Below are 24,380 nucleotides of genomic sequence, written 5' to 3'. Positions count from 1 at the left end.
AAACATGATTTCAAACATGCCTGAAGGCGGCCTCATCCTGGCCGTCGACGGTCCCTCCGGCACCGGCAAGTCCACCACCTGCCGTGCTTTGGCTAAGCGCCTCGACGCAAAGTACGTCGACACTGGCGCCATGTACCGCGTTGCCACGCTCGCAGTTCTGCGCGCTGGCATCGACCCAGCTGACACGGATGCGGTCATCAAGACCACTACAGACTTGCCGCTGGAGGTCTCCGATGATCCGGATTCCAAGCAGGTCCTCTTCGACGGAGAGGACGTCTCCCGCGTCATCCGTGAGGACGAAGTCACTCGCAACGTTTCCGCAGTTTCGGCGGTCCCCGAGGTTCGCCAGAACTTGGTGGAGCTGCAGCGCAAGCTAGCCCGGGATGCGCACCGCGCCATCGTTGAAGGCCGCGACATCGGAACTGTGGTGCTTGCCGACGCCCCGGCGAAGGCATTCATGACCGCCTCCGCTGAGGTACGCGCCCAGCGCCGCCACGATCAGAACCTCGCCGCAGGCTTGGAATCTGATTTCGCCACCGTCTTGGCAGACGTCGAGCGCCGTGATGCCGCGGATTCTTCCCGCGCCACCTCGCCGCTGCGTCCAGCTGAAGACGCCACCCTCGTCGATACCTCTTTCATGAGCCTGGAAGAGGTCCTCGACGCTCTCACCGAAATTGTGAAGGAGTCTGCACATGTCTAAGGGTTTTGCAGGTCAAGAAGACAATAACGCCGCAGGCGACTTCGATACCCAGTTCCACTATCCAGTGGGAAAGCTCGAAGAAGAAGTAGCCCGTGACCCGCACGGCGGCTGGGCCCCGAGCGATTTCGATGCCGAAGAATTCGACTACGAATTCGACGAGTCGGAGCTCGAGAACGGTGAGTTTGATGATTCCGAGTTCGGCGACGCCGACTTCGGTGAAGACTATGAGTCTGACGGCGAAGAGCCAATGAGCGAGGAGGAGTGGGAAGAACTTTCCCGTGCCTTCGGCGTGCAGGATTCCCACACCGAGGAAAACCTCTGCACCGTGGCTGTTGTTGGTCGCCCAAACGTGGGCAAGTCCTCCCTCGTAAACCGTTTCTTGGGCCGCCGTGAGGCAGTGGTGGAGGATCACCCAGGCGTTACCCGTGACCGCGTTTCCTATATCGCGGACTGGAACGGCCAGCGCTTCCTCGTCCAGGACACTGGCGGCTGGGACCCGAACGTCAAGGGCATCCACGCTGCTATTGCTCGCCAGGCAGAGCAGGCCATGGCAACTGCAGATGTCATCGTCTTCGTGGTCGACACGAAGGTCGGCATCACCGAGACCGACTCTGTTATGGCACGCAAGCTGCAAAAGTCCGAGGTTCCGGTCATCTTGGTCTCCAACAAGTTCGATTCTGAGACCATGTACGCCGATATGGCCGAGTTCTACGCTTTGGGCTTGGGCGATCCTTGGCCGGTTTCTGCGCAGCATGGCCGCGGTGGCGCGGACGTTCTCGATGAGATCCTGCGTCTTTTCCCCGAGGAGCCGCGCCATTCTTCGATTACTTCCGGACCGCGTCGCGTGGCGCTGGTGGGTAAGCCGAACGTTGGTAAGTCCTCGCTGCTGAATAAGCTGACCTCCGAGGAACGCTCCGTCGTGGACAATGTGGCGGGTACTACGGTCGACCCAGTTGACTCACTGGTGCAGCTTGATCAGCGTCTCTGGAAGTTCATCGATACTGCTGGCCTGCGCAAGAAAGTCAAGAACGCGCAAGGGCACGAGTATTACGCTTCGCTGCGTACCCGCGGCGTAATTGACGCTGCTGAGGTGTGCATCATGCTTATCGACGCCTCCGAGGAGGTCTCTGAACAGGACCAGCGTGTGCTCAACATGGTTCTCGAATCCGGCAAGGCTCTAGTCATCGCGTTCAACAAGTGGGACCTGATGGACGAGGACCGCCGCTACTACCTGGATCGCGAGATCGACGAGCAGCTGCGCCACCTGCCATGGGTTACCCGCGTCAACATCTCCGCGCAGACCGGCCGCGCCCTGCAGCGCCTGGAGCCGGCGATGATCGAGGCCCTGGAGAGCTGGGATCAGCGTGTATCCACCGGCCAGCTTAACAACTGGCTGCGTGAGGCTATCGCTGCGAACCCGCCGCCGATGAAGAACAACCGCCTGCCGCGCGTGCTCTTTGCTACGCAGGCATCGACGCAGCCGCCAACAATAGTGCTGTTTACTACTGGCTTCTTGGACGCTGGTTATCGTCGCTATCTGGAGCGCAAGTTCCGCGAGCGTTTCGGCTTCCACGGTTCTCCGGTGCGCATCGCGGTGCGCGTACGCGAGCGCCGCGGAAAGAACTCAAAGCGCTAACGCGAACAAAAGGCGAGCTATTTTCCGCACCCGCTACGGCGGCCTCGGCTTGGACCTTATCTCCGGTATCGGCCTTATCATCATGGTCTTCGTCTTCGGCCTGGCTCCGGGCGAGCCACCGGTGGACGTGATGCTGACCATCATTGCCGTCATCGGCTGTGCGGCTACGCTGCAGCAGGCGAGGGGCCTCGAAGTGATGATGCAGTTCGCGGAGAAATTCCTGCGTGCGCATCCAGAGCGCATCACCATCTTGGCTCCGCTTACCACCTGGTTCCTGACCGTTCTGTGCGGTACCGGCCACGTGGTCTACACGATGTTTCCCATCATCGAGGACATCGCCCTGAAGAAGGGCATCCGCCCCGAATGAGGACGGTGAGTTGAAGGCCCTGTCGATGAACCTGGTCATTCAAATGGTCATGCTGGTCGCCGGTGCAATCTTCCTGATTTTCTGCGACGTCGACAACAAGAAGATCGCCTCCACGCCAGTGTTCAAGGCGGGCATGACTGCAGTGTTCTCGGTCTTCGGCGTGGCCTGGATGGCCGATACCTTCTTCGAAGCCCACATCGACTCTCTGGAATCTAATCTGGGCGGAATTGTGGAGACCGCTCCGTGGGCTTATGCCATCATCGTTGGCTTCTACGGTGCCGCCTATGGCTACTTTATCCTGCCGACCTACCCTTCGGACCTTGCCTGCATCGGGTTCGACCGCACCGGCACCACGCACATCGGCAAGTTCGTGGTAAACCATTCCTTCATCATCCCCGGCGCGATCTCGGTGTTTACCTCCTGCGCCGTGGGCTCCCTGCTGGCGACAGTACTTCTCTAGTTCTAGACTCTTCTGGTTCTAGTGTGCTCGGCACAGCAAGAAGGCATCCGTGCGATACGGAATGTCGATTGCCTGGCCGGGCGCAAAGCCCATGTGCTCGAAGAGGTACCAATTAAGGTTATAGGTCATGCGCTCATGGATCTTTTCTCCGTTGCGCAGCCAATAAGAGCGGGTATGCATCAATTGATGTAGCTGTTCCGGGGAGAGCGTATGCGCCCAGTTAAGCCGCAGTTCGTGCTCGATTTCCCAGGGGGAGGAAAGCTCCGGTAGGAAACCAGCGCGTTGAATATCGCCGGAGTGCATGATGCGGGCAAGCCGCAGGATCCAGGGGTTGGCGCCCACGTCGAGGGTGTTCCACACTAGAAGCACCTTGCCGCCTGGTCGCACGATGCGATCTAATTCTCTACAGGCTTTTTCCACATCGACCCAGTGCCAGGTCTGGGCGCAGGCAATGGCGTCCACGGAGGCGTCGGCAAGCGCAGTGCTCTCCGCCACCGCCCGCCAGGCTGGAATACCAAGCTGGGTGCGCAGCACGCGCGTCATGTCGGGGGAAGGGTCGCAGGCCAGAACGACGGGATTGTGCAGGGTCTGCGTGAGCTTGCCGGTGCCAGCGCCGATATCGACCACTGTGTGGGCATCCGCTATTAGTGCGGCTACTTCGGCAGGGTAGCTGGGGCGCACGTCATGGTAGTTATCGGCGCCCTGCACGAAAGCACGTGCGGAGGCTGTACGATGTTCCGCCCCCTTGAAGGTAGGGGTTTGCTTCTCCGAGGCCTTGCGGTAACTCGGAAAGTGCGCGGGGTTGGGCAGTTGAGAAGTCATATGGACTTATAACCTACCGTGTTAGGCGTTTCCGGAAAATTATCCTGGTTGAAATAGAATGGGTCACCATGTCGAGACTTCCCGTACCTCAGGATTCACGGTGGCTTTTAAAGACCGTGTTTTCTCGGCGCGAAAAGACGATCCCTGCGGCCGTATTGATGTCTGTTTCATTCTTGTGCAACGGCATGACCCCAGTTGTTGTAGGAAACGCTATCGATGGAGCGATTGCTAATCAGTCCTTTTCCTCTTTGCTGCGCTGGTTAGGGATTTTGCTCGCTATCTTTTGCGTTAATGCGTCGGTGGCATGGTGCGCGCGCGGAATGTTTTCCCGAGCCATGCTGGAGGTTGGCCATGACTTGCGCATGGCGGTGACGGATCGCATTCAGGATCCGCGGGGGATTACTGGCGTGAAACATACAGCGGGCGGGCTGTTGTCGATTGCCTCCTCAGATACCAAGCGCGTGTCTGATGCGGTCATCATGACTGTCTTTCCCGTGGCGGAAATCAGCGCCATTGTCTACGTCGCGGTGATGACTTCGCGCGTTAATTGGGCGCTGGGCATTGCCATTTTGCTCGGGGGACCGCTGGTGGTTTGGTTTTCTCTGCGTGCGGCGAAGCCTTTGCGGCGGCGCTCGGGCGCGCGCCAGGCTGCCCTGGCACAAGCTTCCGCGATGGCCACCGATGTGGTTCAGGGTCTACGCATTCTGAAAGGCCTAGGCGCTATCGCGACGGTGCGGGGCCGTTATTCGCAGGTATCGGACACAGCCTATACAAAGACGGTTTCTGCCAACGGCGCCCGCGCGCGGCTGAATGCCACGACCGAAGCTGTCGGTTCTATTTACGTCATTGTGGTGGCTCTGGCCGCCGGCGCGATGGCGGTAAAGGGCGCGATGAGCGTTGGACAACTCATCACAGTGGTCGGCCTAACGCAGTTCGTCATCACGCCGATGACGATGATGGGCAAGAATATTGCCTCGCGGTGGGCCGCGGCTCAAGCTAGTGGTCGCCGCATTGCGGCTGTGCTCAACGCGCCTTTCCGTGAGGCGGCGGATGCTAAAGATCCTGGCTGGCAGCCTGGCCTGCACGTCATCAAGGGAGTGGCGCCGCAAGAGCTGATTGACCTGCCGCGAGACCGCTTCCTTGTGGCCCCGCATGCGGCGGACCTTTTTGCAGGTTCCGTTGCGTCCAACATTGCTGCGGATACGGCTGCGGCGCAACGAGCGCTGCATGTCGCGGCGGCGGAGGATATTCCCGGCGGTCTGGAAAAGGAAGTCGGCGAAAACGGCGGTGCGCTGTCTGGTGGTCAGCGTCAGCGCGTTGCGTTGGCGCGCGCGATCGCTGCCGACGCCGAGGTGCTCATCCTTCAGGATCCGACCACTGCGCTCGACTCGGTGACGGAACAGGTCGTCGCTGAGCGCGTGCGTGACGCCCGCCGCGGGATGAGCACCGTGGTATATACCAATGCGCCGGCGTGGACCACAGTGGCCGATAGCGTGAGCGAGCATGCTGCAGCCGCGCGCGCGAGCGAAGGGGAGGACATCTAATGCGTTTTCCTACTGCAACCTGGCCGCAGGTCCGCCGCAAGGTGGGCGAACACGTGAAGGCGTTGCCGAATGCGGGCAAGGTCTGTTTCCTGGCGCTGGCATTGCTTACCGGTGGTGCGGTGGCCAATGTCTATATCCCGGTGCTGCTGGGCAAGATTGTCGATGCGGTGGTTGAGGGGAGCGGGCAGCTGCGCAGTCTCAGCGGCATTGGCATTGGGCTCATCGTGGTTGCGATTGCCTCGGCAGGGCTTTCTGCGGCCGGTTTTTATCTGCTTTCGCGCATTACTGAGCGAGTGATTGCGAACCTGCGCGAGGAGACTGTCGGCACGGCCTTGGGCCTGCCGGTCCACCGCGTGGAGGAGGCCGGATCGGGTGACTTGGTCTCCCGTTCCACGGATGACGTGGCTGAGCTTTCCTCGGCCGTAACGGAGACAGCGCCGGTCCTAACGAGCTCGCTGTTTGCCATCTGTACTACCGCCATCGCCCTGGTAACCCTGGACTGGCAGTTCCTGCTGGTGGTGGTTTGCGCAGCGCCAATCTATTTCTTTGCCGCGCGCGACTACCTGCGCCATGCGCCGCAGCGCTACGCCGACGAGCGCGCCTCCATGGCAGAGCGTGCGCGCCGCATCTTGGAGACGATCCACGGACGCGCCACGGTGCGCGCTTATCAGATGGAGCCGCAGATGCGAGGGCGTATTAGTGCCGCTTCCCGTGAGGTGGTTGAGCATGGCTTCGCCGCAAGGCGCACGATGATGGTCTTGCAGCTGTGGATCACCACTGTGGAGCTGGTGATGTTGAGCGTCGGCCTTTTGGTGGGCTTTTGGGTCACAACGCAGGGTGCGATGACGGTGGGTTCAGTAACGGCGGCGATGCTGATGCTTATCCGCCTGCGTGGCCCGCTGCTCGGGCTTATGCGCGTGCTGGATACGGTCCAGTCGGGCTATGCCTCTCTCGCACGCATCGTTGGCGTTACTACAGATCCGCCCGCGGCAATTCCGTCCGCAGGAGCTCCGGCTCCGCGTGGTGAGGTCGCGATGGAGGACGTTAGCTTTAGCTACGGCGATAACGCGTGGGCGGTGCGTGACGTCAACGTCCGGATTCAGCCCGGGCAGTCCATCGCACTGGTGGGTGCTTCCGGCGCGGGAAAGACTACAGTTGCGGCGCTGTTGGCTGGCCTGCGCGTGCCGAGTGCTGGCAGCGTCAAGGTTGATGGGGTAGAGGTCTCGCGGCTTTCCGACGCCGAACGAGTTACTCGCCTGGCCATGGTCTCCCAGGAAGTCCACGTCTTTTCCGGCACGCTGCGCGATGACCTGTCCCTGGGTAACCCCGATGCCAGTGACGAAGAGATTTGGCAGGCATTACGCGCAGTCCAGGCGCACTGGGTTGAGGACTTGGCCGATGGCCTTGATACAGTCGTGGGCGCTTGGGGCATTCAGCTAGACCCCGTTGCAGCGCAACAACTGGCGCTGGCTCGTATTATGTTGCTGGATCCGGCAATCGTGGTTCTCGATGAGGCAACTGCGGAGGCCGGTTCGCGTGGTGCGGGCGCACTCGACGCGGCTGCCGATGCCGTCACAAAAGGGCGCACGTCACTTATGGTTGCCCACCGTCTTGACCAAGCCGCCAAGGCTGATTGTGTGCTGGTTATGGAAGATGGCCGGGTAATTGAACAGGGCAGTCATGCGCAGCTGCTAGATTCTAAAGGCCGATATCAACAATTGTGGAACGCGTGGCAGAAAGGACGTGACTGAGAAGGTGTCCCTTAATGCTCGTTGTTCTAACTTGCGGTGGGCTTTTGCCGTCTCTACTCGGAGCAGCCTAAAGAAATCACTGCTTGTGCTGTTTTGTCTAAATTTGGCTTTTGCCACAGCTTGTTCGGCAACACCAACGCAGGAGCCTTCGCCAGAGTCCGGCAAGCTCTGGGATAAGGACTCTGATCTCGGCATCCCTGTCTCGGCGCCTTTGGATGGCCCGGAGCCAGGTCAAACCAAGCAGATTAATATGCCAAATGGCCGCAACTTCCTGCTGCACGTGCCGGAAGACTATGACGCGGATAAACGCTGGCCAGTGGTGATGGTCTTCCACGGTTGGGGCGAGAAGCCCAAGACCATTGAGGGCTATACGGAGTTCAATTCCGCGAAGGCCATTCTGGTTTATCCAGAAGGTGAGGATAATGCTTGGACGCCGGCGCCTTATGCGAAAACGAGCGAGGAGGAAGACCTTAAATTCGTTGCAGACATGGTTGATAGCTTGCGTGCTACCTATGCGGTAGATGATGACCGTATCTTTGCCGCGGGCCTATCCAACGGCGGTGGATTTGCTGCCTTTTTGGCGTGCCGTATGCCGGAGACTTTCCGCTCTATCGCAACGGTGTCTGCGGCCTATTATGAGGGCATTCACAAGGGCTGTTCGGAAGCCCCAGTCGGCCGTCTCGATATGCACGGCACCGATGACCCCGTGGTGGAGTACTACGGCGGAACCCGCCATGACACTAAGTACGATTCGGTAGCGGAAGTCATGGAGCAAAACCGGCGCCGGAATGAATGCACCACGCAAATCTCAACGACGCAGCTGGTTAACAACGCTCTGCAGCAAACGTGGATTGGATGTAAGGCTCCGCTGCAGCACATCCGTATCGGCGGCGGCTCGCATATCTGGCCGGGCGGGCTTGCCGACGACCGCGCGGAGGTGGGCAAGGGCTTTGCCACCGACCGCGTTCTCGACTTCTTCGGTATTCCAGGTCGCCCCGCAGGCACCATTGACCCAGAATCTGGCAAGAAAACGAAGTAGTCTTGCTAATCCTGCAGGACGTAGTGTGCAAACTTAGCGTTTGGTACGGCGGCGACGCGGGCGATGCAAATGTCTGCGACCGTTTTGTACCCCGCGGCAAAAGCAGGGCCTTTGCTATCGGTAGGCTGCGGCATCTGGACCAAGTGAAAGCTGCGGGAGCCGCCGTCGCTGTCGTTGAGTTCTAAGACCGCCTGGGCGGTAGTGCCGGATCCGGCGAAGAAATCAAGCACCACGGCGTCGGGACCGCCGGCGATGGCGATGAGGTGCTTGATAAGGCGCACTGGCTTCGGGAAATCGAAGACGCCCTGAACTCCCATGACGTCCTCCGCGTCGCGGCGTCCAGCGCGTGTCACGCCAAAGCGCTCACCGTCCAGGATGGAACGCGGCCGCGCGCCCTTTTTCTGATAGTTCTTCGTGTAGACAAAACCGCGTCGAAAGACCAATTGTTCATAGTTGGCCTCGACCTTGTCTTTGCCCCAGCGCCAGCGCGCGACCTTGTCTTTGCCGGCAGGCTGGTGGGGCCAGTATTCGCGGCCTTGGGGATCAGCGATGGGAAAGTCTAGGGAAGGAAGATAACCCAGTGTTTTGGAGTCCAGGCGGACTAGCGAATAGTTTCCCTTCTCGTCGCTGAAGTTGTACTTGGTCGTGGTATGCGCTTCAGAATCGGCGTTGAAACCTGGATTAGCTGGGGACTTGGCGTAAACCAAAATGTACTCGTGCTCGACTACAGCGTATTTGGAATCGTTCTTTCCGGTTCCGCCCTTTTTCCAGATCAATTGTCCGGCGAAACAGTTCTCACCGAATATTTCATCCAACACTTTGCGTACGTTGGCACTTTCATCTTCGCCGATGGAGACATAGATAAAACCGGTGTCTTTGAGGACTTGTCGCGCCAGGATGAGCCGGGGGAGCATCATAGACAGCCACTGCGCATGCCAGGCGCTATAGCTGCCCGAGTTCATTTTGCGGCGGCTGCGGTAATTGTCCTTATAAACAAAGTCTTTGCCGGTGTTATACGGAGGGTCGATGTAGATGACATCCGCAGCAAAGCCATCTGCCACCATCAGCTTGAGCGCGTCGAGGTTGTCGCCTTCGATGATGGAATTGGAACAAGTTGCCGGCGTTGATACTGCAATCTTTTGCTTGGTGGTCGCAATTCTTGCTTGTTCTGCTGCTTGCGCCTTGCCTGGCCAGACAAGGCCAAAGAATTCCTCTTGGAGTTGGGAATCGGCAGTTGGGGCGCTCGCGGGATCGCTGTGGGGTGAGGTCATGACTGAAAAGCGGATGAGTTTTGGTGGTGGGGGAAATGATGGGGCTGGGTCATCCTCCCATGCCTCGGCTATCATTTTTGCAAGTTTGCGCGAGTACCGATGGAATACGCCAGAAAACGACCGCCAGGATCATTTGAGTGATGTTCTGCTACGCTAGCATCCCCTAACTTTACTTAATTTATTGACTCTTATATTGCTGGAATTAATACTTAAAATCGGGGGTAGACTCGGGGGTGTTATCGCAGGTGAAACCTTAGAAATCTGAAAATTTTAAGGAACGGCGGATGGACTGCGATTGCCCGAAAATGGCGAGCCTATTCCCGTCTATAAAAAGTTCTTTATGGCATGAACCGGCAAATGTATGTAGCGTGGGAAACGCGTTCGCGATGAAGGGGTTTAGCCTTCATTCGGGAGTGCGGTGAAAGATATATCGAAAGTATTTTAGAAAGGTTGGGATGCTAAATGGGTATCTTCGACAAGGCAAAGGACGCACTGAACTCCGACAAGGGCGAGCAGATCTCCGATAAGGGCCTCGATAAGGCTGCTGAGGTGGCAGAGCAGAAGTTCGGCGAGGACAAGGCTGACAAGATTCAGCAGGGTCGCGACAAGCTCGATGACCAGATCGGCAACGCTGGCGCCTAAAGCTTATTGCTTGATTGGGACCTAGCCAGTGTCCCAATCTCGGTGAATTAGTCCAAAGCTCCCGGCAACTTGGTTTGCTGGGAGCTTTGCGGGTTTTAGGGCAGCACCTCCATCGGTTGGCAAAGCTCGGACATGTTGACTATGTCATATGTGGTCATATGTGTTTGCTTAATTGATGCTGAGCGCATGAATTTTCCCGGAACGGATACCTAGACCACAGTAGGGTGGATTGCGTGAAGACACCTGTAGATGCTCGCTTGGCTACGTGCTCGCCACGACAGTGCATGCTAGATCTGGCAGTTCGCGTCATTGCGCGCGCCGGACGCGATGCCGTTGCAGTGTGTACTATCGCCGAACAGACCGATGTTGAGGTCAATGAGGCGAAGCAGCTTTTTGCATCTGATGAGCAATTGGCTGATGAGGCTAAAGCTTACCTCGACAAACTGGTCATCCACTATCTAGATGAGCAAGAAAAGTACTTAAGCCCTGATGCCACAGCGCTCGATCGTATGCGCGCCATAGCTACTGGCTTTTTCGAGTTCGCTCAGAAGCATCCGGTCTATTTCGACGCCTTCACGTTTACACAAGCAGCTCCGAGCCTGCATTCTTTTGAGCTGAGCTTCGATGATTATCTCCAGCGCTCTGGCAAGCGCCCCACGCTGGATATTCTGCTCAACATCGCACGCGATTGCATAGAGGAAGCTGGCGGACCGCGCGATGCAGACTTGGTCCGTATCCAAGCCGTGAGCCTTTTGGTTGGTGTCCACGGTATCTCCCATCTGTGTACCACGGGCGTGCTGCGACATCTCTCGCCGACCGCGAAGAAACAGACTTTCAATGCCTGTTTGGACTACCTAAGTGCTGGGTTGGCAGTAGGTTTCGCGCACGGTGCTATCCCGCCGCAGGATCCAGTTGCGATGGGAGGTAGCCTCCCAGCTGATAAAAGAATTCGCGCCAAAGATTTGCCACGAGGCAACGACGGGGAAGTAGTTAGGGCTCTACTGCGCGGCGCGGTGGAGGACATCGTCGACTCCGGCCTTAGCAATATGCATCTCGGCACTGCCGCCGAACGTGCTGGTATCGATTTCGACCAGGCGACGCATTATATAGAAGGAGATCAAAAGCTCCTTTCCTTGTTGGAAAAGCATATCGATGCCATCGCACACGAGCATCTCCGCGAACAGATGCGTTACGCGGGCGGGAAGAGTCTCGGTTTTAGCACGATGAAGGCGTGTGCTTTCGGATATTTAGGCTTTGCGCACCATGACCCAGTCGGCTTCTTAGGCCTGACGATGATTACCTCAGGTTCCATCGTGCCCGCGTCTTTTGAACGCGGAGACCTAATCAATTCGCGTTTCGAGATGGGCGAGACCTTCGGCTATTTCATGATGATTGCGCGCGATGCCCTCGACGAGGCCGGTGGCCCTCGTACTCCATGGGCGCTGTACACGATGGTCATGTCGATGTGGTCCACCATCCACGGTTTCGCGCACCTGACAACCTTTGGCGCGCTGCGCGACCAACCCCGTGAATTCCTCTTTGACCTGGCCTCACGCATTTTCGACATCGAGCTTGTGGGCATCGCGGAGCACTTGGGAATTAAGGGCCAGATTCAAGGACTTTAGTGGTCGAAAAGAAGAAACCGGCTTTAAGCGGTAGGTGATTACTGCTTAAAGCCGGGTTCTTTTCCGGTTTGGTCGGACTAACAGGATTTGAACCTGCGACCCCTACACCCCCAGTGTAGTGCGCTACCAAACTGCGCCATAGTCCGCCGTCACATCTCGAGGATGCGACCTGACTAGATTACATCAGTAGTATTCACTGATTCCAATCGATGGTGTGAGCTGGGTATTGCTTAAAAATCGCCGGTGCTATATACCCACTGACTCTGTGTGCGCCGGAACTGGGAGCGCTCACGCTGGGAGCCTGCGGCCGCGCCTTTGTAGAAAGCTTCGAACTCCACGATTCCCGTATCATCGAGCGGGCCGCCGTCGACGGTATCGATGATGTCCAGGCGATAAAAGTGGATACCGTTGTCTTCCAGGTGTAGGCGCTCTGGCCGGGTTTCCGGGTCCCAGGTGCGCAGCAGGTAATCCTCATCGCCGGTCACGAAGGCCGAAAAGCGTGAGCGCATGAGGGCCTCTGCGGTCGGGGCGGGCTTGCCGCCGTGGTACTTGCCGCAGCATTCGCCGAAGCTAAGACCGAGCCCACAAGGGCAGCGGGCTTCGGGGCTCAAGGGGTTGAGCACGATCATGCTTCGACGTCCACGATTTGGGCGGCACCCAGCAACAGCTCAATAGGAGAGGACTTCGCGGCTTCGAGCAAGGTCGACTTCTGCTGCGCGGAAAGATCGCCCACAAGCTTTATGCGGCGCTCGAATGTCGTGTCCCCCATATGGGTAACGTTGACCTGGACGTCGTCGAGCTGCATGCCTTTGGAAGCTTCCTTGATTGTTTGCGTGGTCGATGCAGCCAGCGCGGACATCAGCAGGCCCTCCGCGGTGAAACCTTGGCCCTTTCCGCCCTGCTTCTTGGGGCGGTCAGCCGTGACGCTGCGCTCATTGTGGCGAACCACCACTCCGAACTTAGTGCCGACTGCAGGCTGCGCTTCAGCTGCGGTTTCATCGATGTGGGCTGGTACATTCTCCGGCACGATGAACTGCTCGAACCAAGCGCCAATGAGGTCTGCGGCGCGGGCAGCGGCACCCTGCTTGGTGACGAGGTGGTCTGCCTTGTCCAGGGTCACCAAGGACTTGGGGTAGCGCGTCTTTAAGAAGATGTTCTGGGCATTGTCGATGCCAACGGTTTGGTCGATCGGGGAGTGCAAGATCATCAGCGGCTTGCGCAGCAGGCGCAGGTAATCCTCTGGGTTGGTATCCGCCAAGTCTTCGAGGAAGTGGCGGGAGATGGTCAGCGCGCGACCGCCGAGGATGACCTCGACCTCGCCATTTGCGTCGACCTCACCAATCTTGTCGGCGTAGTGCAAAACAGAGTGGGCAGGATCAAATGGTGCGCCGATGGTTGCCACTGCCTTGAGTGAGCGAATACCGCTTGCCGCTGCCAGGGAGGCGGCGCCGCCCAAGGAGTGGCCCATCAGAAGCTGCGGAGCGGAGTAGTTTTCAGCCAGCCAGTTTGCTGCAGCCTGAATATCAGCAACATTTTGGCTGAAGTTGGTCTCGCCGAAATTGCCCTCGGACTGGCCGAGGCCCGGGAAATCGAAGCGCAGGGTAGCTAGGCCGAAATTGGTGAGCTGCTTAGATACGCGAGCCGCACCGGGAGTGTGGCGCGATCCAGCAAAGCAGTGCGCGAAGATCGCAAAGGCTTGTGGCGCGGAGTCAGGAAAGTCAATGGTACCCGCCATCATGGTTCCAGTGGAGGACGGGAGCTTCACGTTCACAGATTGCATAAAGACTAGAATATAGAGCCGTCGCTACATAGGCCACAGAGGGTTAGCTAGAGTCGGTAGAGTTAAAGATTTACTAAGAAACATTCAACAGTAACGGAGACGAACATGGGTGCATTTGGCTGGTTCTGGAAGGCCATGGGTGCGCAGAGCGAGCGGAACGATAAAAAGTCGAAAGCCATCGTGGATAGCTCCGGTGCTGCGACTGAGGAACTTTCCGCGCTTGACGACGCCGCCGTGGCACAAGCCGCCCGCGACTCTGTGCGTGAGGGTGAAATCGCAGATAAAGCGCGATTTTTGGCAGCCCTTGCCGTGGCCAGCGAGCGTACGCTTGGCATGCAACCTTTCCATGTCCAGTCCCAAGCGGTGTTGCGCCTACTTTCCGGAGACGTCATTCAGATGGCCACTGGTGAGGGCAAGACCCTCGTCGGAGCCATGGCCGCAACCGGCTTTGCGCTGACCGGTAAGCGCGTCCACCTTGTGACGGTAAACAATTACTTGGCCGATCGTGATGCTGAATGGATGCGCCCGCTGGTCGAATTTTTTGGCCTCACCGTAGACTCCGTGACGGAGAAGAAGGACGCCGCGCAGCGTCGCAAAGCGTATTCCAGCGACATTATTTATGCCCCAGTCAATGAGCTCGGCTTCGACGTGCTGCGCGATAACCAGATCACTAGTCGCGAGCAGACCGTGCAGGCACGAGCCGACGTCGCTTTGGTAGACGAGGCTGACTCTGTTTTGGTCGACGAAGCCCTGGTTCCGTTGGTACTGGCAGGAAACCGTCCAGGGGAGGCTCCCACGGGTCACATCACCAATGTGGTTTCGCGACTTCGCGAGGACTTGGACTATATCATCGCCGAAGATGGCCGTACCGTTGCTTTGACCGATGATGGCGCGGCACGCGTCGAGCGCGAGTTGGGCATTGACTCGCTGTATTCCGAGGACAACATCGGAACGATTCTGGTCAAAGTGAATCTGGCTTTGCACGCCAAGGCCTTGCTGATTCGCGATATCCACTACATCGTTGTAGATGGCAAGTTGCAGCTAATCGACGCCTCCCGCGGCCGCGTTGCTGACTTGCAGCGCTGGCCGGACGGCCTGCAGGCTGCGGTGGAAGCTAAGGAAGGCCTTGAAGTCTCCGAGGGTGGCCGCATCCTCGACACGATCACTCTGCAGGAGCTGATGCGCCGTTACCCAACGGTGTGCGGAATGACCGGCACCGCGGTTGAGGCGACTGACCAGTTGCGTCAGTTCTATGATCTGCGCGTTTCTGTAATCGAGCGCAATAAACAACTCCAGCGTTTCGACGAGGCCGACCGCATTTATGTCACGGTCGAGGAGAAATCGAAGGCTATTGTCGACGAAATCGTGGCCCTTAACGCTACTGGCCAGCCGGTTCTCGTGGGCACGCACGATGTCGCGGAGTCGGAGGATTTAGCCGAGGCACTTCGCGAACGCGGCGTCGAAGTCAGCGTGCTCAATGCCAAGAACGATGCTGAGGAAGCCCGCATCGTCGCCGAAGCCGGCGATATCGCACGCGTGACTGTCTCGACGCAGATGGCCGGCCGCGGTACAGACATCAAGCTGGGCGGTGCTACTGAGGCTGACCGCGAGAAGGTTGCGCAGCTGGGCGGTCTCGCCGTCATCGGTACTTCGCGCCATCGCACCTCCCGCCTGGATAATCAGCTGCGTGGGCGTGCTGGACGCCAAGGAGACCCAGGCCTGTCGTTGTTCTTCGTGTCTTTGGAAGACGACGTCGTCAAGCAAGGTGGGGAGGACGAAGCCCTCTCGGCGCAACCGGACGAAACTGGCCGTATTGAATCCAAGCGCGTGACAGACTTTGTGGCGCATTGTCAGCGCGTAACCGAAGGCCAGCTGCTGGAAATTCACGCACAGACATGGAAGTACAACCAGCTGCTGGCGGATCAACGCGTCATCATCGATGAACGCCGAGCGAAGCTGCTCGACACCGCACAGGCCTGGGAGGAATTAGCTGAGCGCGCTCCCGAACGTGCCGCGGAGCTTGCCGAACTTCCCGCAGAGGTAAAGGAAAAAGCTGCCCGCGAAATCATGCTCTACCATCTCGATCTGGCGTGGGCCGACCACCTAGAGCTGATGGACGATGTCCGCGAGTCGATACACCTGCGCGCGATCGCCCGTGAGACGCCGATTGACGAATATCACCGCATTGCGGTCCGCGAGTTCAAGGAATTGGCGCAACGCGCCGTGGAGGAGTCGGTGGCTACCTTCAAGTCGGTGGACATTGATGAAAAAGGTGCTCACATGGAAGATTTGGGGCTTGCGCGGCCGAGTGCCACTTGGACCTATATGGTCTCTGATAACCCCTTGTCTGGCGGAGGAAATTCCGTACTTAAAGGAATCGGTAATATCTTCCGTTAACGTAATTTATGAAACAAATCTGGTGAGGATGCTCGCGGAGGCGGGCGAGTCGCTAGTATGGAATAAGTCAACATTAATCCGACACTTCGGAGGTAAAAATGAGCGAGCATACCGGTACGCCGGAACCGCAGGTAGAAACCACTTCTGTATTCCGTGCAGACCTTCTCAAGGAGATGGAAAACGGCGCTGCCGCCGGTAATGACACCTCCGTTGCAGGTGCGGAAAACCTTTCCGAGGGCCAGGCTCTCCTCGTTGTAAAGCGTGGTCCGAATGCAGGTGCCCGCTTCTTGTTGGACCGCCCAACCACCACCGCGGGCCGTCATCCAGAGGCAGACATCTTCTTGGATGATGTCACCGTTTCCCGTCGCCACGCTGAGTTCCGCGTGAACGAGGGCGAGTTTGAGGTCGTCGATGTCGGATCCCTGAACGGCACATACGTTAACCGCGAGCCGCGTAACTCCCAGGTTCTTCACGTGGGTGACGAGATCCAGATCGGAAAGTTCCGTCTGGTCTTCATCGCCAATCAATAAACACGTTTCGAGTCTTTAGAGAAATTCAAGAGAAGTATAGTGAGCGCAGCACAGTCTAAGGCCGCGGCCCTGTGGAAAGGGGCCGCTAAGGCCAAAAAAGCCAAGACCATGTCGATCGGCGTCGTCCTGGAGCAACTGAATCAGCAGTTCCCAGACGTCACCGTGTCGAAGATTCGATTCCTTGAATCTGAAGGTCTAATCACGCCGCAGCGTACTGCCTCTGGTTATCGTCGTTTCACTCAGGAAGACGTTGACCGTCTTCTCTACATTCTCACCACTCAGCGTGACAACTACACCCCGCTGAAGGTCATCCGTGAGCAGCTGGAAGCTATGGATTCCGGCCAGGTCACTGCAATCGTTTCTGCTGGCAAGGCTGAAACGTTGCTGAGCCCGGACCAGTTCCGTGCTCCGGTTATTACGCGTCTTACTGACGCAGAGGTTGCTGAGCAAGCAGGCTCCACTGAGGCGGAGGTTGCCGGCCTCGTCAAAATTGGCCTGATTACCCCGGACGCATCGGGATTCTTCGATGCGGATGACGTCTCCGTAGTATCTGCCGCAGTGGCTCTTAAGGCATTCGGTTTTGAAGAGCGTCAGCTGAAGTCGCTGCGCAACAATGCCCGCCGCCAGGCAGATCTCATCGCGCAGGTTGCCTCCCCGGTGGCCAACTCCAACTCGGATACTGCCGTGCAGCAGGCCGAGGAATTGTCACAGCAGATGACCGCTCTGGTTGTCTCGCTGCACGCGACCATGGTCAAGACTGACCTGCGTCACGAATACAACTCCTAGATTTCCCGATTTCGCCGCTTGCGCCTGGTGCTAGCGGCCCACATTAAGCTCTCTGTCACCACGCAGCGGGCAAATGTGGGAGAGTGGAGAGCATGGGAAAAATTAGTCTTGAGTTCCATGGCATCCACGTTATGGAGCCGGAAAGCGAACTATGCGCTCTTATGCGCTGGGTAGAAGGAAACCGCATCCTTCCCGTTTGGCTCTCGCAACTAGAAGGCGCGCGCGTTATGCAGCGCCTCGACGGTTATAGCGAAACCCGCCCCACCACACACGACCTTCTTATCGAGCTCATTGAGCAACTCGGTGGCGTAGGCTCCATTGAGATTGTTAATTATTACGAAGGCACCTTTATGGTCGACATCGTCGATGCGGCGGGTGAGGCGCACGACGCAAAGCTTAGCGATGCTCTGGTGGTTTCGGAACACTTCAATGTGCCAATCACTGTAGAAAAGGAGCTGTTGTCTAAAGTTGCCGTCTTTGTCTCGGATGACGATATGGATGCTTACTTTGATTTCCATTTCGATCCGCCCGCCGACGATGCTGGTGAGGAAGTGGTGAAAACGTCCAGCTCAGATAGCTCCGCTTCGGGTAATCCGCAGGCAGATGCTGACTTCGAGGCGATGATGCGTTCGTTGGGTGTCTCTGAAGAGGACTTTTTTGAAACGGAAGATAAAAAAGATTCTAATGACACGCGTGTGACTAATGATGACAATGGGGACGAAGAAGTCTAAAGTAAAGCTAGAGAGTTTGGCCAAGCCTTAGCCTCTAGCCTTGACGGGGTTAGGGCCGTGGCCTTTAATTAAGCCTTAGAGGCTTCCAACAAACCCCATTGGAGTAATTACGTGAGCATCAACGAGAACCTAGACGAGTACAACGCCTCCCACGGAGCAGGCGAGGGCTACGTGCAAGAGTCACTCTTCGACGTCGGACCGGACGAGGAGCTCGGCTACCGTGTGCCAATTGCCTGCCAGGTAGCCGGCATTACCTATCGCCAGTTGGACTACTGGGCACGCACTAATCTGGTCAACCCGTCCATTCGCACCGCTCGTGGCTCCGGCTCCCAGCGTTTGTACTCCTTCAAGGACGTTCTGGTTCTCAAGATTGTCAAGCGTCTGCTCGATACCGGTATCTCCCTGCAGAACATTCGCCTGGCAGTTGAGTCTCTGCGTGACCGCGGCGTTAACGACCTTGCAGAGCTGACCCTCGTCTCCGACGGAACCACCGTTTACGAGTGCCGCTCCAACGATGAGGTCATTGACCTCCTGGCAGGCGGCCAGGGCGTTTTCGGCATCGCGGTCCCAGGCATCCTGAAGGAGCTTTCCGGCACTATCTCTTCTTTCCCGGCAGAGCGCTTGGACGAATTCAAGGACGAGACCGTCATTGGCATCGACGAGCTGGCTGCACGCCGCAACCGCAAGTCCTCCTAGGTTCTTGGCCGCGTAAAGCGGCCTTGCTACCGCGGGAACCCGCGGGTCAGTTTTAAAACGCTTACAGTCCCCAACTCGAGCTCACGTGAGTTGGGGACTGTAAGCGTTTTAGCGTTTTCACTTATCTGGAGAACGGGCTAGTAAAGCATTAGCTCTAGGCGCACCGCAGCCGGATTTCTAAATGGTGAGGACGCGACGTAAAAGCTGCGCTTAATGTATAGCGCTGATGTTGGTGTTGCGCGACCTCACCATTTGGACCTCACCATTTGCAGCGAAAGACGGAAACGCTACGGCGGAGAGGCCCCCCGAGGCGGCACAAGGCCAGCAGTGGCGATTAAACGCCTGCGGCTTGATTTAGGGCCTTCTCGAGGGCGGCCTGGTCGGCAGGGTCGGTGACTTCGGTGAAGGAATCGGCGGCGTCGTCAAGCACTGCGTCTTTTTCGTCAGGGCCAATATGCACGACGGAAAGCGAGACGTTGTCGCTCTTGGCATCGGCGAGAGCTTGTTGGAAAGTTGGATCATCCATGTCTTGGGCCGTACCGGTGGTAACGAGCAGAACCTTGGCCTTTTGCTCGGTGCCTGCGGCTTGGTCGGCTGCGTTTGCCACCGCTGCGGTCACGGCGCTGCGGGTCTGCGGAACGCCGCCGGTTCCAAACTGCTGCAGGGCGAAGGCCACGGGGCCGGCCTCCCCATAGCCGATGTTCTGGCGGTAGCCCACCGTCGCGGTCTCAGACAGTGGGGAAGAGTAGTTCCACAGGCCTACCAAACCAGACTTTTCGCCCAGTGCGTTGGCGGTGTTGCCCAAGGCCTGCGTTACCTGGTTGAAATACGGTGCCAGGCCCTCGGAGGTATCGAGGAGAACCAGGGTATTTTCGGCGAACGCGGCAGGCTTATTTTCCTCTGGTTGCTTCTCCGCGGAAGAAGGAGCGCTTTCTGAAGACTCAGGCGCAGAGCTTTCGGCGGCGCTGCTTTCAGCTTGCCCATCGCGGGCGGCAGCATCAGAAATTGCTGCGTCTGTTTCCTCGGCTGGCTCTACTGCGGAAGACGCTGCTGCAGTGGTGGTCGAGGCGTCATCGTTGCCGCGGAAAAGGAAATAGGCGCCGACGGCGAGAGCGAGGATCAATGCTGCCAGGAGGGCCAATACCCAGCCTGCCACTGCGAATGTGTTTTTGCCGTTGGAATGTCTTGCCACGAAAGTTCCTTCCACACTGGGGCGGTAATAGCCGTTCTCACAACCGGATATCGAGCCTTAAGGAGGCCACATTAATGGTTGCTAATTGTAGCCGCCATGGCTTCGTCAACGATGGCGACAAGCCGTTGGCGCAATGGTTTGGCTTTCTGGGCCAGCCCGCGCTGGCGCTCCACATATTCCGCCTTGCCTGCCGCGGTTTCGATTGGGACCACGCCGAAGCCCCACCCACGGCAATCATAAGGTGAGGCTTCCATGTCGAGAGTTCTGGCTTCGATGGCAAGTTCCAGCGTTTCGATGAACAGTTCGCCTGGAACCAGTGGGCCGAGTTTCCACGCCCACTTATAAAGGTCCATTGTGGCGTGGACGCAGCCGGCCTGGTCGCTGTCTGGCTGGCCCTCACGGGTCAAGACCGTGAGGTTGAGCGGGCGCGCAGGCTCCGTGAAAAAGCGGAAAGCATCATAATGCGTGCAGCGAATGCGATGGGATTCCACCACCTCGTTGGTGCGTTGGGCACCAAGGCGTAGCGGCAGGTCGTGGCGCGGTGAGTCCGTCTTGTATACCATGGCCCACTCATGCAGCCCGAAGCAATCGAACTGAGCCGGATTGGTGGTTGTTTTTGCCATCAGGTTGCGGATATAGGTGATGGAATCGCCCCGTCGTGCCCAGAAGGTTTCCAGGTCAAGGGTTACGCCTTGCTCTGTGCGATGGTAGTCCCGCCAATCCTCATGCGGGATCGTGCCCGGCGTGCCGGCGAGCGTGACGTTAAAGCCAGGGTGCCAACGGCGCAAATGCGAGGGACGCACCGGATAGTACTCGAAGAGGAAGTCATAAACCGGGTGATAGTCACCGGGATGGCGGAACTGGGATAGCAGCTCGTTGGCGCGGGCGACGTGGGCGTCATGACGTGGACGCCACTCCTGCTCAGTCAGCAGCATCAGCGCTGACCACCACCTCGGCGGCGAGAGCCACCTGGCTTTCCGTTGCGGGAGCGGTAGCCCTTGCCGTTGCCGGAGGCTCTGCGGTTGGTGGAGTTGCGGCCCGAGCCCTTCTTCGGCTGATTAGGCGTACCCTGCGAGCCATTCCGGGATCCGGCCGGCCTTTTCTTCCTGCCTTGCTGGGAAGATGCATTCTGATTCGGTGGAGGAAGGGGAGTACCGCTTGGCTTACGCGCGCCGGTGATCTTGGCTAGCTCTGGGGCACCGGCGGGGTTGCGGCGATCGCTGAGATCGAATTCTGCTGCCGCTACGCCGGCCTTCTTGATGAGCTTGGCAACTTCCTCACGCTGTTGGTCCATAACTAGTGTCACCACGGCACCTGATGCGCCGCCGCGCGCGGTACGACCAGCACGGTGCAGATAAGCCTTGTGCTCAGCTGGTGGGTCAACGTGGACGACGAGGGAAACGTTCGCGATGTCGATGCCGCGGGCAGCAATATCGGTAGCCACGAGCACCGGCACGGATCCGTCGGCGAAGCCCTCAATCGCCTTGGTGCGTGCGCCCTGGCCCTTATCGCCGTGCAGTGGCAATGCATTGATGCCCACACGGCGCAGCTTCTTGGCTTGGCGGTCGACGCCATGCTTGGTGCGCATGAACATGATGGTCTTGCCATCACGTGCGGCGATTCGCACGACGACGTCGTTGCGCGCGTCGCGGTCGCCCACGAATACGAGGTGGTGTTCCATCGTGTCCACGGCAGCCTCAACAGGCGCGGTGGAGTGTGTTACTGGGGAGTGCATGAACTGGCGCACCAGCTTGTCCACATCACCGTCGAGGGTGGCAGAAAACAGCAAGCGTTGGCCGTCGGCAGGCGTGAGCTTTAAGAGCTTGCGTACCTGCGGCAGGAAGCCCATGTCCGCCATGTGGTCAGCCTCATCGAGCGCTGTGACAGAGACATCCTCCAAGGAGAGCTTGCCCTGGTTAATGAGGTCCTGTGCACGGCCCGGCGTGGCAACCAAAAGGTCGACGGGACGTGCCAGCGAACGGATGTGATGATTGATGTTCACGCCGCCGACCACAGAAAGCACGCGCAGGCCCAAGGCATTAGCTGGGTCGTTGAGGCGCTCGTGGATCTGGGTGGCAAGCTCGCGGGTGGGCGCGAGCACTAGGCCGCGTGGCCGGCCAGGTTTCGAGGCGCCGGATTTAGCCAGGCGCGCGAGCATCGGCAGGCCAAAGGTGAAGGTCTTGCCGGAGCCTGTCGGGCCGCGGCCCAGCACGTCTTTGCCAGCGAGCGCGTCAGGGATAGCCGCCTGCTGGATGGGAAAAGGTTCCGTGATGCCCTGCTTGTTGAGGACACGCACGATTTCTTGAGGTAAGCCGAGTTCGGCGAAAGTAGTCATTGCCTTAAAGCTTAGTGGCCAACGCTTCTTAGACCGCAATCCAGGCAAAGCAAAAGCGCTAGGCGCCCTCCACGGAAGAAGAGAACCTAGCGCCTTGGAAGAAGGCTGAAAAAGCCTTTTTACATCTCAGTCAGGCTGCGGTCGCCGGACCACTCGATGTGGAAGGTGCCTTCCTTGTCTACGCGCTTGAAGGTGTGCGCACCGAAGAAGTCACGCTGACCCTGAATCAGAGCAGCCGGCAGGCGCTCAGCGCGCAGGCTGTCGTAGTAGGACAGGGAAGAGGCGAATACCGGCACCGGCAGGCCCATCTGGGTTGCGGCGACAACCACGCGGCGCCACGGCGCGATGAGTTCGGCGAGCTCGCCCTTGAAGTATGGGTCGAGGATGAGAGCAGGCAGCTGCGGGTTGGTGTCATAAGCCTCCCGGATGCGATCCAGGAACTTCGCGCGGATGATGCAACCGCCACGCCAGATGGTGGCGAGATCGCGCGGGTCAACGTCCCAACCGAACTGCTCGGAACCGGCCTTGATCTCATCGAAGCCCTGGGAGTAGGCGATGAGCTTGGAAGCATAGAGAGCGCGGCGTACGTCCTCAATGAACTCGTCTGGGTCGACTCCGCCGAAGTCGATGATGCCCGCGGGCAGGCCGCCTTCCTGAGCGGCGGCGCGCTGTGCGGTGGCGGAGGAGAGGCCACGGGCGAAGACTGCCTCTGCGATGGCGGTGACTGGTACGCCGAGCTCCAGGCCGTTGATGGCGGTCCAGCGGCCGGTGCCCTTTTGGCCAGCGGCGTCCAGGATGACGTCGACAAGCGGCTTGCCCGTTTCTGGATCGTTCTGTGCGAGCACCTCAGCGGTGATCTCAATCAGGTAGGAATCGAGGTCGCCGGAGTTCCACTCCTTGAAGACCTCTGCGATTTCTGCCGGCTCCAGGCCCGCGCCGTAGCGCAGCAGCTGGTATGCCTCGCCGATGACCTGCATGTCGGCGTACTCGATGCCGTTGTGGACCATCTTGACGAAGTGGCCAGCACCATCCGGGCCGATGTGGGTAACGCACGGGCTGCCGTCGACTTCAGCGGCGATGGACTCGAGAATTGGGCCCAGAGTCTCCCAAGATTCAGCCGGACCACCCGGCATAATGGACGGACCGTTGAGCGCGCCCTCTTCGCCGCCGGAGATGCCCGCGCCGACGAAATGCTTGCCCTTGGCAGCTACTTCCTTCTCACGGCGCATGGTGTCCGTGTAGAGGGCGTTGCCGCCGTCGATGATGATGTCGCCCTCATCCATCGCTTCTGCGAGCTGGTCGATGACTGCATCGGTAGCCTTGCCCGCCTGAACCATGATGATGGCCTTGCGTGGGCGCTCGAGAGAAGCGACGAAGTCCTCGATGGTCTCGGAAGGGATAAAGTTGCCTTCGGAGCCGTGCTCTTCGATGAGCTTGTGGGTCTTTTCCGGGCTGCGGTTGTAGACGGCTACGGTGTTGCCGTTGTGGGCAAAGTTGCGGGCCAGGTTGGAGCCCATAACAGCCAAGCCGACAACGCCGATGTGGGCGAGTTCAGTCTTTTCAGTCATGGGCTCTATCCTACGTCAGAGTTTGCAGCTACTCTGTCATGGCATGAGCGAAGAAAACTTAAACATCTACGAACTGATGAACAAGCTGGCACAGACTGCGCAGGAGCGTGCTTTAACTGCAGAAGAAGTCGCGCTTTTTAATAGCCATAACAGTGGCTTGGGCGCGCTGCTCGGTATCGAATTTACCGCGGTATCCAAGGACGAGGTGCGCGCGCAGCTTGAGGTAAAGCCTCAGCACCACCAGCCGTGGGGCGTGGCCAACGGTGGGCTGTATTGCTCTATCGGCGAGTCCGTAGGCTCGATCGCGTCATTCATCAACGCCGCCGCACTGGTCGTGGGCGTTAACAACAGCACGGATTTTCTCCGCCCAGTCTCAGAGGGGCTGATTGAGGCCGTGGCCACGCCGGTCCAGGTCGGCCGGCGTACCCATGTGTGGTGCATTGAAATGCACCACGCCGGAAAACTTGTCGCGCGCACCAATCTGCGCACGATGATTACTGGCTAACCA

21 protein-coding genes, 1 tRNA gene and 1 pseudogene are annotated in these 24,380 nt (G+C 58.5%); 14 read left to right on the top strand and 9 right to left on the bottom strand.

Annotated elements, in window-relative coordinates:
- The first annotated feature begins 4 nt into the window (after window positions 1-4).
- The 3 genes and pseudogenes from cmk to QKB66_RS02690 form a co-directional block, all read left to right on the top strand.
- Entirely contained in the window at window positions 5-700 is a 696-nt protein-coding gene (cmk, locus tag QKB66_RS02700) for a (d)CMP kinase (RefSeq protein ID WP_070455594.1), read from the top strand.
- The gene (gene der, locus QKB66_RS02695) at window positions 693-2,336 is read left to right on the top strand and encodes a ribosome biogenesis GTPase Der (protein WP_070455587.1); all 1,644 of its coding nucleotides are present in this window, start codon (window positions 693-695) and stop codon (window positions 2,334-2,336) included. The genes cmk and der overlap by 8 nt, the downstream gene beginning before the upstream one ends.
- Window positions 2,337-2,355: 19 nt before the next feature.
- A pseudogene (locus QKB66_RS02690) lies at window positions 2,356-3,163 on the top strand (anaerobic C4-dicarboxylate transporter family protein); the annotation flags it as partial.
- An 18-nt stretch (window positions 3,164-3,181) separates the two neighbouring features.
- Here the strand turns inward: QKB66_RS02690 and QKB66_RS02685 are convergent.
- Window positions 3,182-3,985: a class I SAM-dependent methyltransferase gene (locus QKB66_RS02685; protein ID WP_414252629.1), complete on the bottom strand. Its 804-nt coding sequence runs from the start codon at window positions 3,983-3,985 to the stop codon at window positions 3,182-3,184.
- 68 nt (window positions 3,986-4,053) lie between these two features.
- On the opposite strand from QKB66_RS02685, the gene QKB66_RS02680 reads away from it, so the two are divergent.
- The 3 genes from QKB66_RS02680 (at window position 4,054) to QKB66_RS02670 (ending at window position 8,319) form a co-directional block, all read left to right on the top strand.
- Entirely contained in the window at window positions 4,054-5,529 is a 1,476-nt protein-coding gene (locus QKB66_RS02680; RefSeq protein ID WP_414252628.1) for an ABC transporter transmembrane domain-containing protein, read from the top strand.
- The gene (locus tag QKB66_RS02675; protein ID WP_248090151.1) at window positions 5,529-7,280 is read left to right on the top strand and encodes an ABC transporter ATP-binding protein; all 1,752 of its coding nucleotides are present in this window, start codon (window positions 5,529-5,531) and stop codon (window positions 7,278-7,280) included. Before QKB66_RS02680 ends, QKB66_RS02675 begins: the two co-directional genes overlap by 1 nt.
- Window positions 7,281-7,383: 103 nt before the next feature.
- Complete coding sequence (locus QKB66_RS02670) at window positions 7,384-8,319, top strand: alpha/beta hydrolase family esterase (RefSeq protein WP_248090153.1); 936 nt, start codon at window positions 7,384-7,386, stop codon at window positions 8,317-8,319.
- 5 nt (window positions 8,320-8,324) lie between these two features.
- On the opposite strand, the gene QKB66_RS02665 is transcribed toward QKB66_RS02670, so the two are convergent.
- Window positions 8,325-9,590, bottom strand: a complete 1,266-nt coding sequence (locus tag QKB66_RS02665) for a site-specific DNA-methyltransferase (RefSeq protein WP_248090156.1) — start codon at window positions 9,588-9,590, stop codon at window positions 8,325-8,327.
- 462 nt (window positions 9,591-10,052) lie between these two features.
- Here QKB66_RS02665 and QKB66_RS02660 point away from each other — a divergent pair, with 462 nt between their 5' ends.
- Window positions 10,053-10,232 carry an antitoxin gene (locus QKB66_RS02660; RefSeq protein ID WP_061926171.1) on the top strand — a complete coding sequence of 60 codons (180 nt, stop codon included), beginning with the start codon at window positions 10,053-10,055 and terminating at the stop codon, window positions 10,230-10,232.
- A gap of 233 nt (window positions 10,233-10,465) precedes the next feature.
- Window positions 10,466-11,857, top strand: a complete 1,392-nt coding sequence (locus QKB66_RS02655) for a TetR-like C-terminal domain-containing protein (protein ID WP_414252627.1) — start codon at window positions 10,466-10,468, stop codon at window positions 11,855-11,857.
- Window positions 11,858-11,926: 69 nt separating this feature from the next.
- Here the strand turns inward: QKB66_RS02655 and QKB66_RS02650 are convergent.
- The 3 genes from QKB66_RS02650 to QKB66_RS02640 all read right to left on the bottom strand — a co-directional run bounded on the left by QKB66_RS02650 (window position 11,927) and on the right by QKB66_RS02640 (window position 13,637).
- Window positions 11,927-12,003: transfer RNA gene (locus tag QKB66_RS02650), tRNA-Pro, on the bottom strand.
- Window positions 12,004-12,087: 84 nt separating this feature from the next.
- A complete protein-coding gene (locus QKB66_RS02645; RefSeq protein WP_248090161.1) occupies window positions 12,088-12,486 on the bottom strand; it encodes a YchJ family protein in 399 nt (132 codons plus the stop codon).
- Entirely contained in the window at window positions 12,483-13,637 is a 1,155-nt protein-coding gene (locus tag QKB66_RS02640) for an alpha/beta fold hydrolase (protein WP_414252626.1), read from the bottom strand. The genes QKB66_RS02645 and QKB66_RS02640 overlap by 4 nt, the downstream gene beginning before the upstream one ends.
- Window positions 13,638-13,742: 105 nt before the next feature.
- Here QKB66_RS02640 and secA2 point away from each other — a divergent pair, with 105 nt between their 5' ends.
- From secA2 to QKB66_RS02615, 5 genes are all read left to right on the top strand, one after another.
- The gene (gene secA2, locus QKB66_RS02635) at window positions 13,743-16,034 is read left to right on the top strand and encodes an accessory Sec system translocase SecA2 (RefSeq protein ID WP_414252625.1); all 2,292 of its coding nucleotides are present in this window, start codon (window positions 13,743-13,745) and stop codon (window positions 16,032-16,034) included.
- Between the two features lie 98 nt (window positions 16,035-16,132).
- On the top strand, window positions 16,133-16,564 hold the full coding sequence (gene odhI, locus QKB66_RS02630; RefSeq protein WP_062034986.1) for an oxoglutarate dehydrogenase inhibitor Odhl: 432 nt from the start codon (window positions 16,133-16,135) through the stop codon (window positions 16,562-16,564).
- A gap of 39 nt (window positions 16,565-16,603) precedes the next feature.
- Complete coding sequence (locus QKB66_RS02625; RefSeq protein WP_248090171.1) at window positions 16,604-17,350, top strand: MerR family transcriptional regulator; 747 nt, start codon at window positions 16,604-16,606, stop codon at window positions 17,348-17,350.
- A gap of 92 nt (window positions 17,351-17,442) precedes the next feature.
- Window positions 17,443-18,081 carry a bifunctional nuclease family protein gene (locus tag QKB66_RS02620; protein WP_070455643.1) on the top strand — a complete coding sequence of 213 codons (639 nt, stop codon included), beginning with the start codon at window positions 17,443-17,445 and terminating at the stop codon, window positions 18,079-18,081.
- 117 nt (window positions 18,082-18,198) lie between these two features.
- Entirely contained in the window at window positions 18,199-18,777 is a 579-nt protein-coding gene (locus QKB66_RS02615) for a MerR family transcriptional regulator (RefSeq protein WP_311518393.1), read from the top strand.
- A gap of 334 nt (window positions 18,778-19,111) precedes the next feature.
- Here QKB66_RS02615 and QKB66_RS02610 read toward each other — a convergent pair whose 3' ends face one another.
- From QKB66_RS02610 to gndA, 4 genes are all read right to left on the bottom strand, one after another.
- Window positions 19,112-19,969, bottom strand: a complete 858-nt coding sequence (locus QKB66_RS02610) for a VWA domain-containing protein (protein WP_414252624.1) — start codon at window positions 19,967-19,969, stop codon at window positions 19,112-19,114.
- Between the two features lie 71 nt (window positions 19,970-20,040).
- Window positions 20,041-20,904, bottom strand: coding sequence for a 3-methyladenine DNA glycosylase (locus QKB66_RS02605; protein ID WP_248090180.1), 864 nt, complete (start codon window positions 20,902-20,904; stop codon window positions 20,041-20,043).
- Window positions 20,904-22,304 carry a DEAD/DEAH box helicase gene (locus QKB66_RS02600; RefSeq protein ID WP_414252623.1) on the bottom strand — a complete coding sequence of 467 codons (1,401 nt, stop codon included), beginning with the start codon at window positions 22,302-22,304 and terminating at the stop codon, window positions 20,904-20,906. The genes QKB66_RS02605 and QKB66_RS02600 overlap by 1 nt, the downstream gene beginning before the upstream one ends.
- A 119-nt stretch (window positions 22,305-22,423) precedes the next feature.
- Window positions 22,424-23,872 carry an NADP-dependent phosphogluconate dehydrogenase gene (gene gndA / locus QKB66_RS02595; protein WP_311518379.1) on the bottom strand — a complete coding sequence of 483 codons (1,449 nt, stop codon included), beginning with the start codon at window positions 23,870-23,872 and terminating at the stop codon, window positions 22,424-22,426.
- Window positions 23,873-23,915: 43 nt separating this feature from the next.
- Here gndA and QKB66_RS02590 point away from each other — a divergent pair, with 43 nt between their 5' ends.
- Window positions 23,916-24,377 (top strand): PaaI family thioesterase, encoded by a 462-nt coding sequence (locus QKB66_RS02590; RefSeq protein WP_248090187.1) that lies wholly within the window; start codon window positions 23,916-23,918, stop codon window positions 24,375-24,377.
- The last annotated feature ends 3 nt before the right edge of the window (window positions 24,378-24,380 follow it).

Origin of the sequence: Corynebacterium sp. c25Ua_89, assembly GCF_047459735.1 — a bacterium.
Taxonomy (GTDB): Bacteria; Actinomycetota; Actinomycetes; order Mycobacteriales; family Mycobacteriaceae; genus Corynebacterium; species Corynebacterium simulans.
The sequence above is the reverse complement of the archived record's forward strand: the minus strand, read 5'-3'. Positions and strand labels throughout refer to the sequence as shown.

Coding starts and splice junctions, on each gene's coding strand:
- gndA (WP_311518379.1), bottom strand. CDS start 23,872: ATGACTGAAAAGACTGAACTCGCCCACATCGGCGTTGTCGGCTTGGCT.
- QKB66_RS02590 (WP_248090187.1), top strand. CDS start 23,916: ATGAGCGAAGAAAACTTAAACATCTACGAACTGATGAACAAGCTGGCA.
- QKB66_RS02620 (WP_070455643.1), top strand. CDS start 17,443: ATGGGAAAAATTAGTCTTGAGTTCCATGGCATCCACGTTATGGAGCCG.
- QKB66_RS02660 (WP_061926171.1), top strand. CDS start 10,053: ATGGGTATCTTCGACAAGGCAAAGGACGCACTGAACTCCGACAAGGGC.
- odhI (WP_062034986.1), top strand. CDS start 16,133: ATGAGCGAGCATACCGGTACGCCGGAACCGCAGGTAGAAACCACTTCT.
- QKB66_RS02605 (WP_248090180.1), bottom strand. CDS start 20,904: ATGCTGCTGACTGAGCAGGAGTGGCGTCCACGTCATGACGCCCACGTC.
- QKB66_RS02640 (WP_414252626.1), bottom strand. CDS start 13,637: ATGCAATCTGTGAACGTGAAGCTCCCGTCCTCCACTGGAACCATGATG.
- QKB66_RS02685 (WP_414252629.1), bottom strand. CDS start 3,985: ATGACTTCTCAACTGCCCAACCCCGCGCACTTTCCGAGTTACCGCAAG.
- QKB66_RS02645 (WP_248090161.1), bottom strand. CDS start 12,486: ATGATCGTGCTCAACCCCTTGAGCCCCGAAGCCCGCTGCCCTTGTGGG.
- secA2 (WP_414252625.1), top strand. CDS start 13,743: ATGGGTGCATTTGGCTGGTTCTGGAAGGCCATGGGTGCGCAGAGCGAG.
- QKB66_RS02600 (WP_414252623.1), bottom strand. CDS start 22,304: ATGACTACTTTCGCCGAACTCGGCTTACCTCAAGAAATCGTGCGTGTC.
- cmk (WP_070455594.1), top strand. CDS start 5: ATGATTTCAAACATGCCTGAAGGCGGCCTCATCCTGGCCGTCGACGGT.
- der (WP_070455587.1), top strand. CDS start 693: ATGTCTAAGGGTTTTGCAGGTCAAGAAGACAATAACGCCGCAGGCGAC.
- QKB66_RS02680 (WP_414252628.1), top strand. CDS start 4,054: ATGTCGAGACTTCCCGTACCTCAGGATTCACGGTGGCTTTTAAAGACC.
- QKB66_RS02665 (WP_248090156.1), bottom strand. CDS start 9,590: ATGACCTCACCCCACAGCGATCCCGCGAGCGCCCCAACTGCCGATTCC.
- QKB66_RS02675 (WP_248090151.1), top strand. CDS start 5,529: ATGCGTTTTCCTACTGCAACCTGGCCGCAGGTCCGCCGCAAGGTGGGC.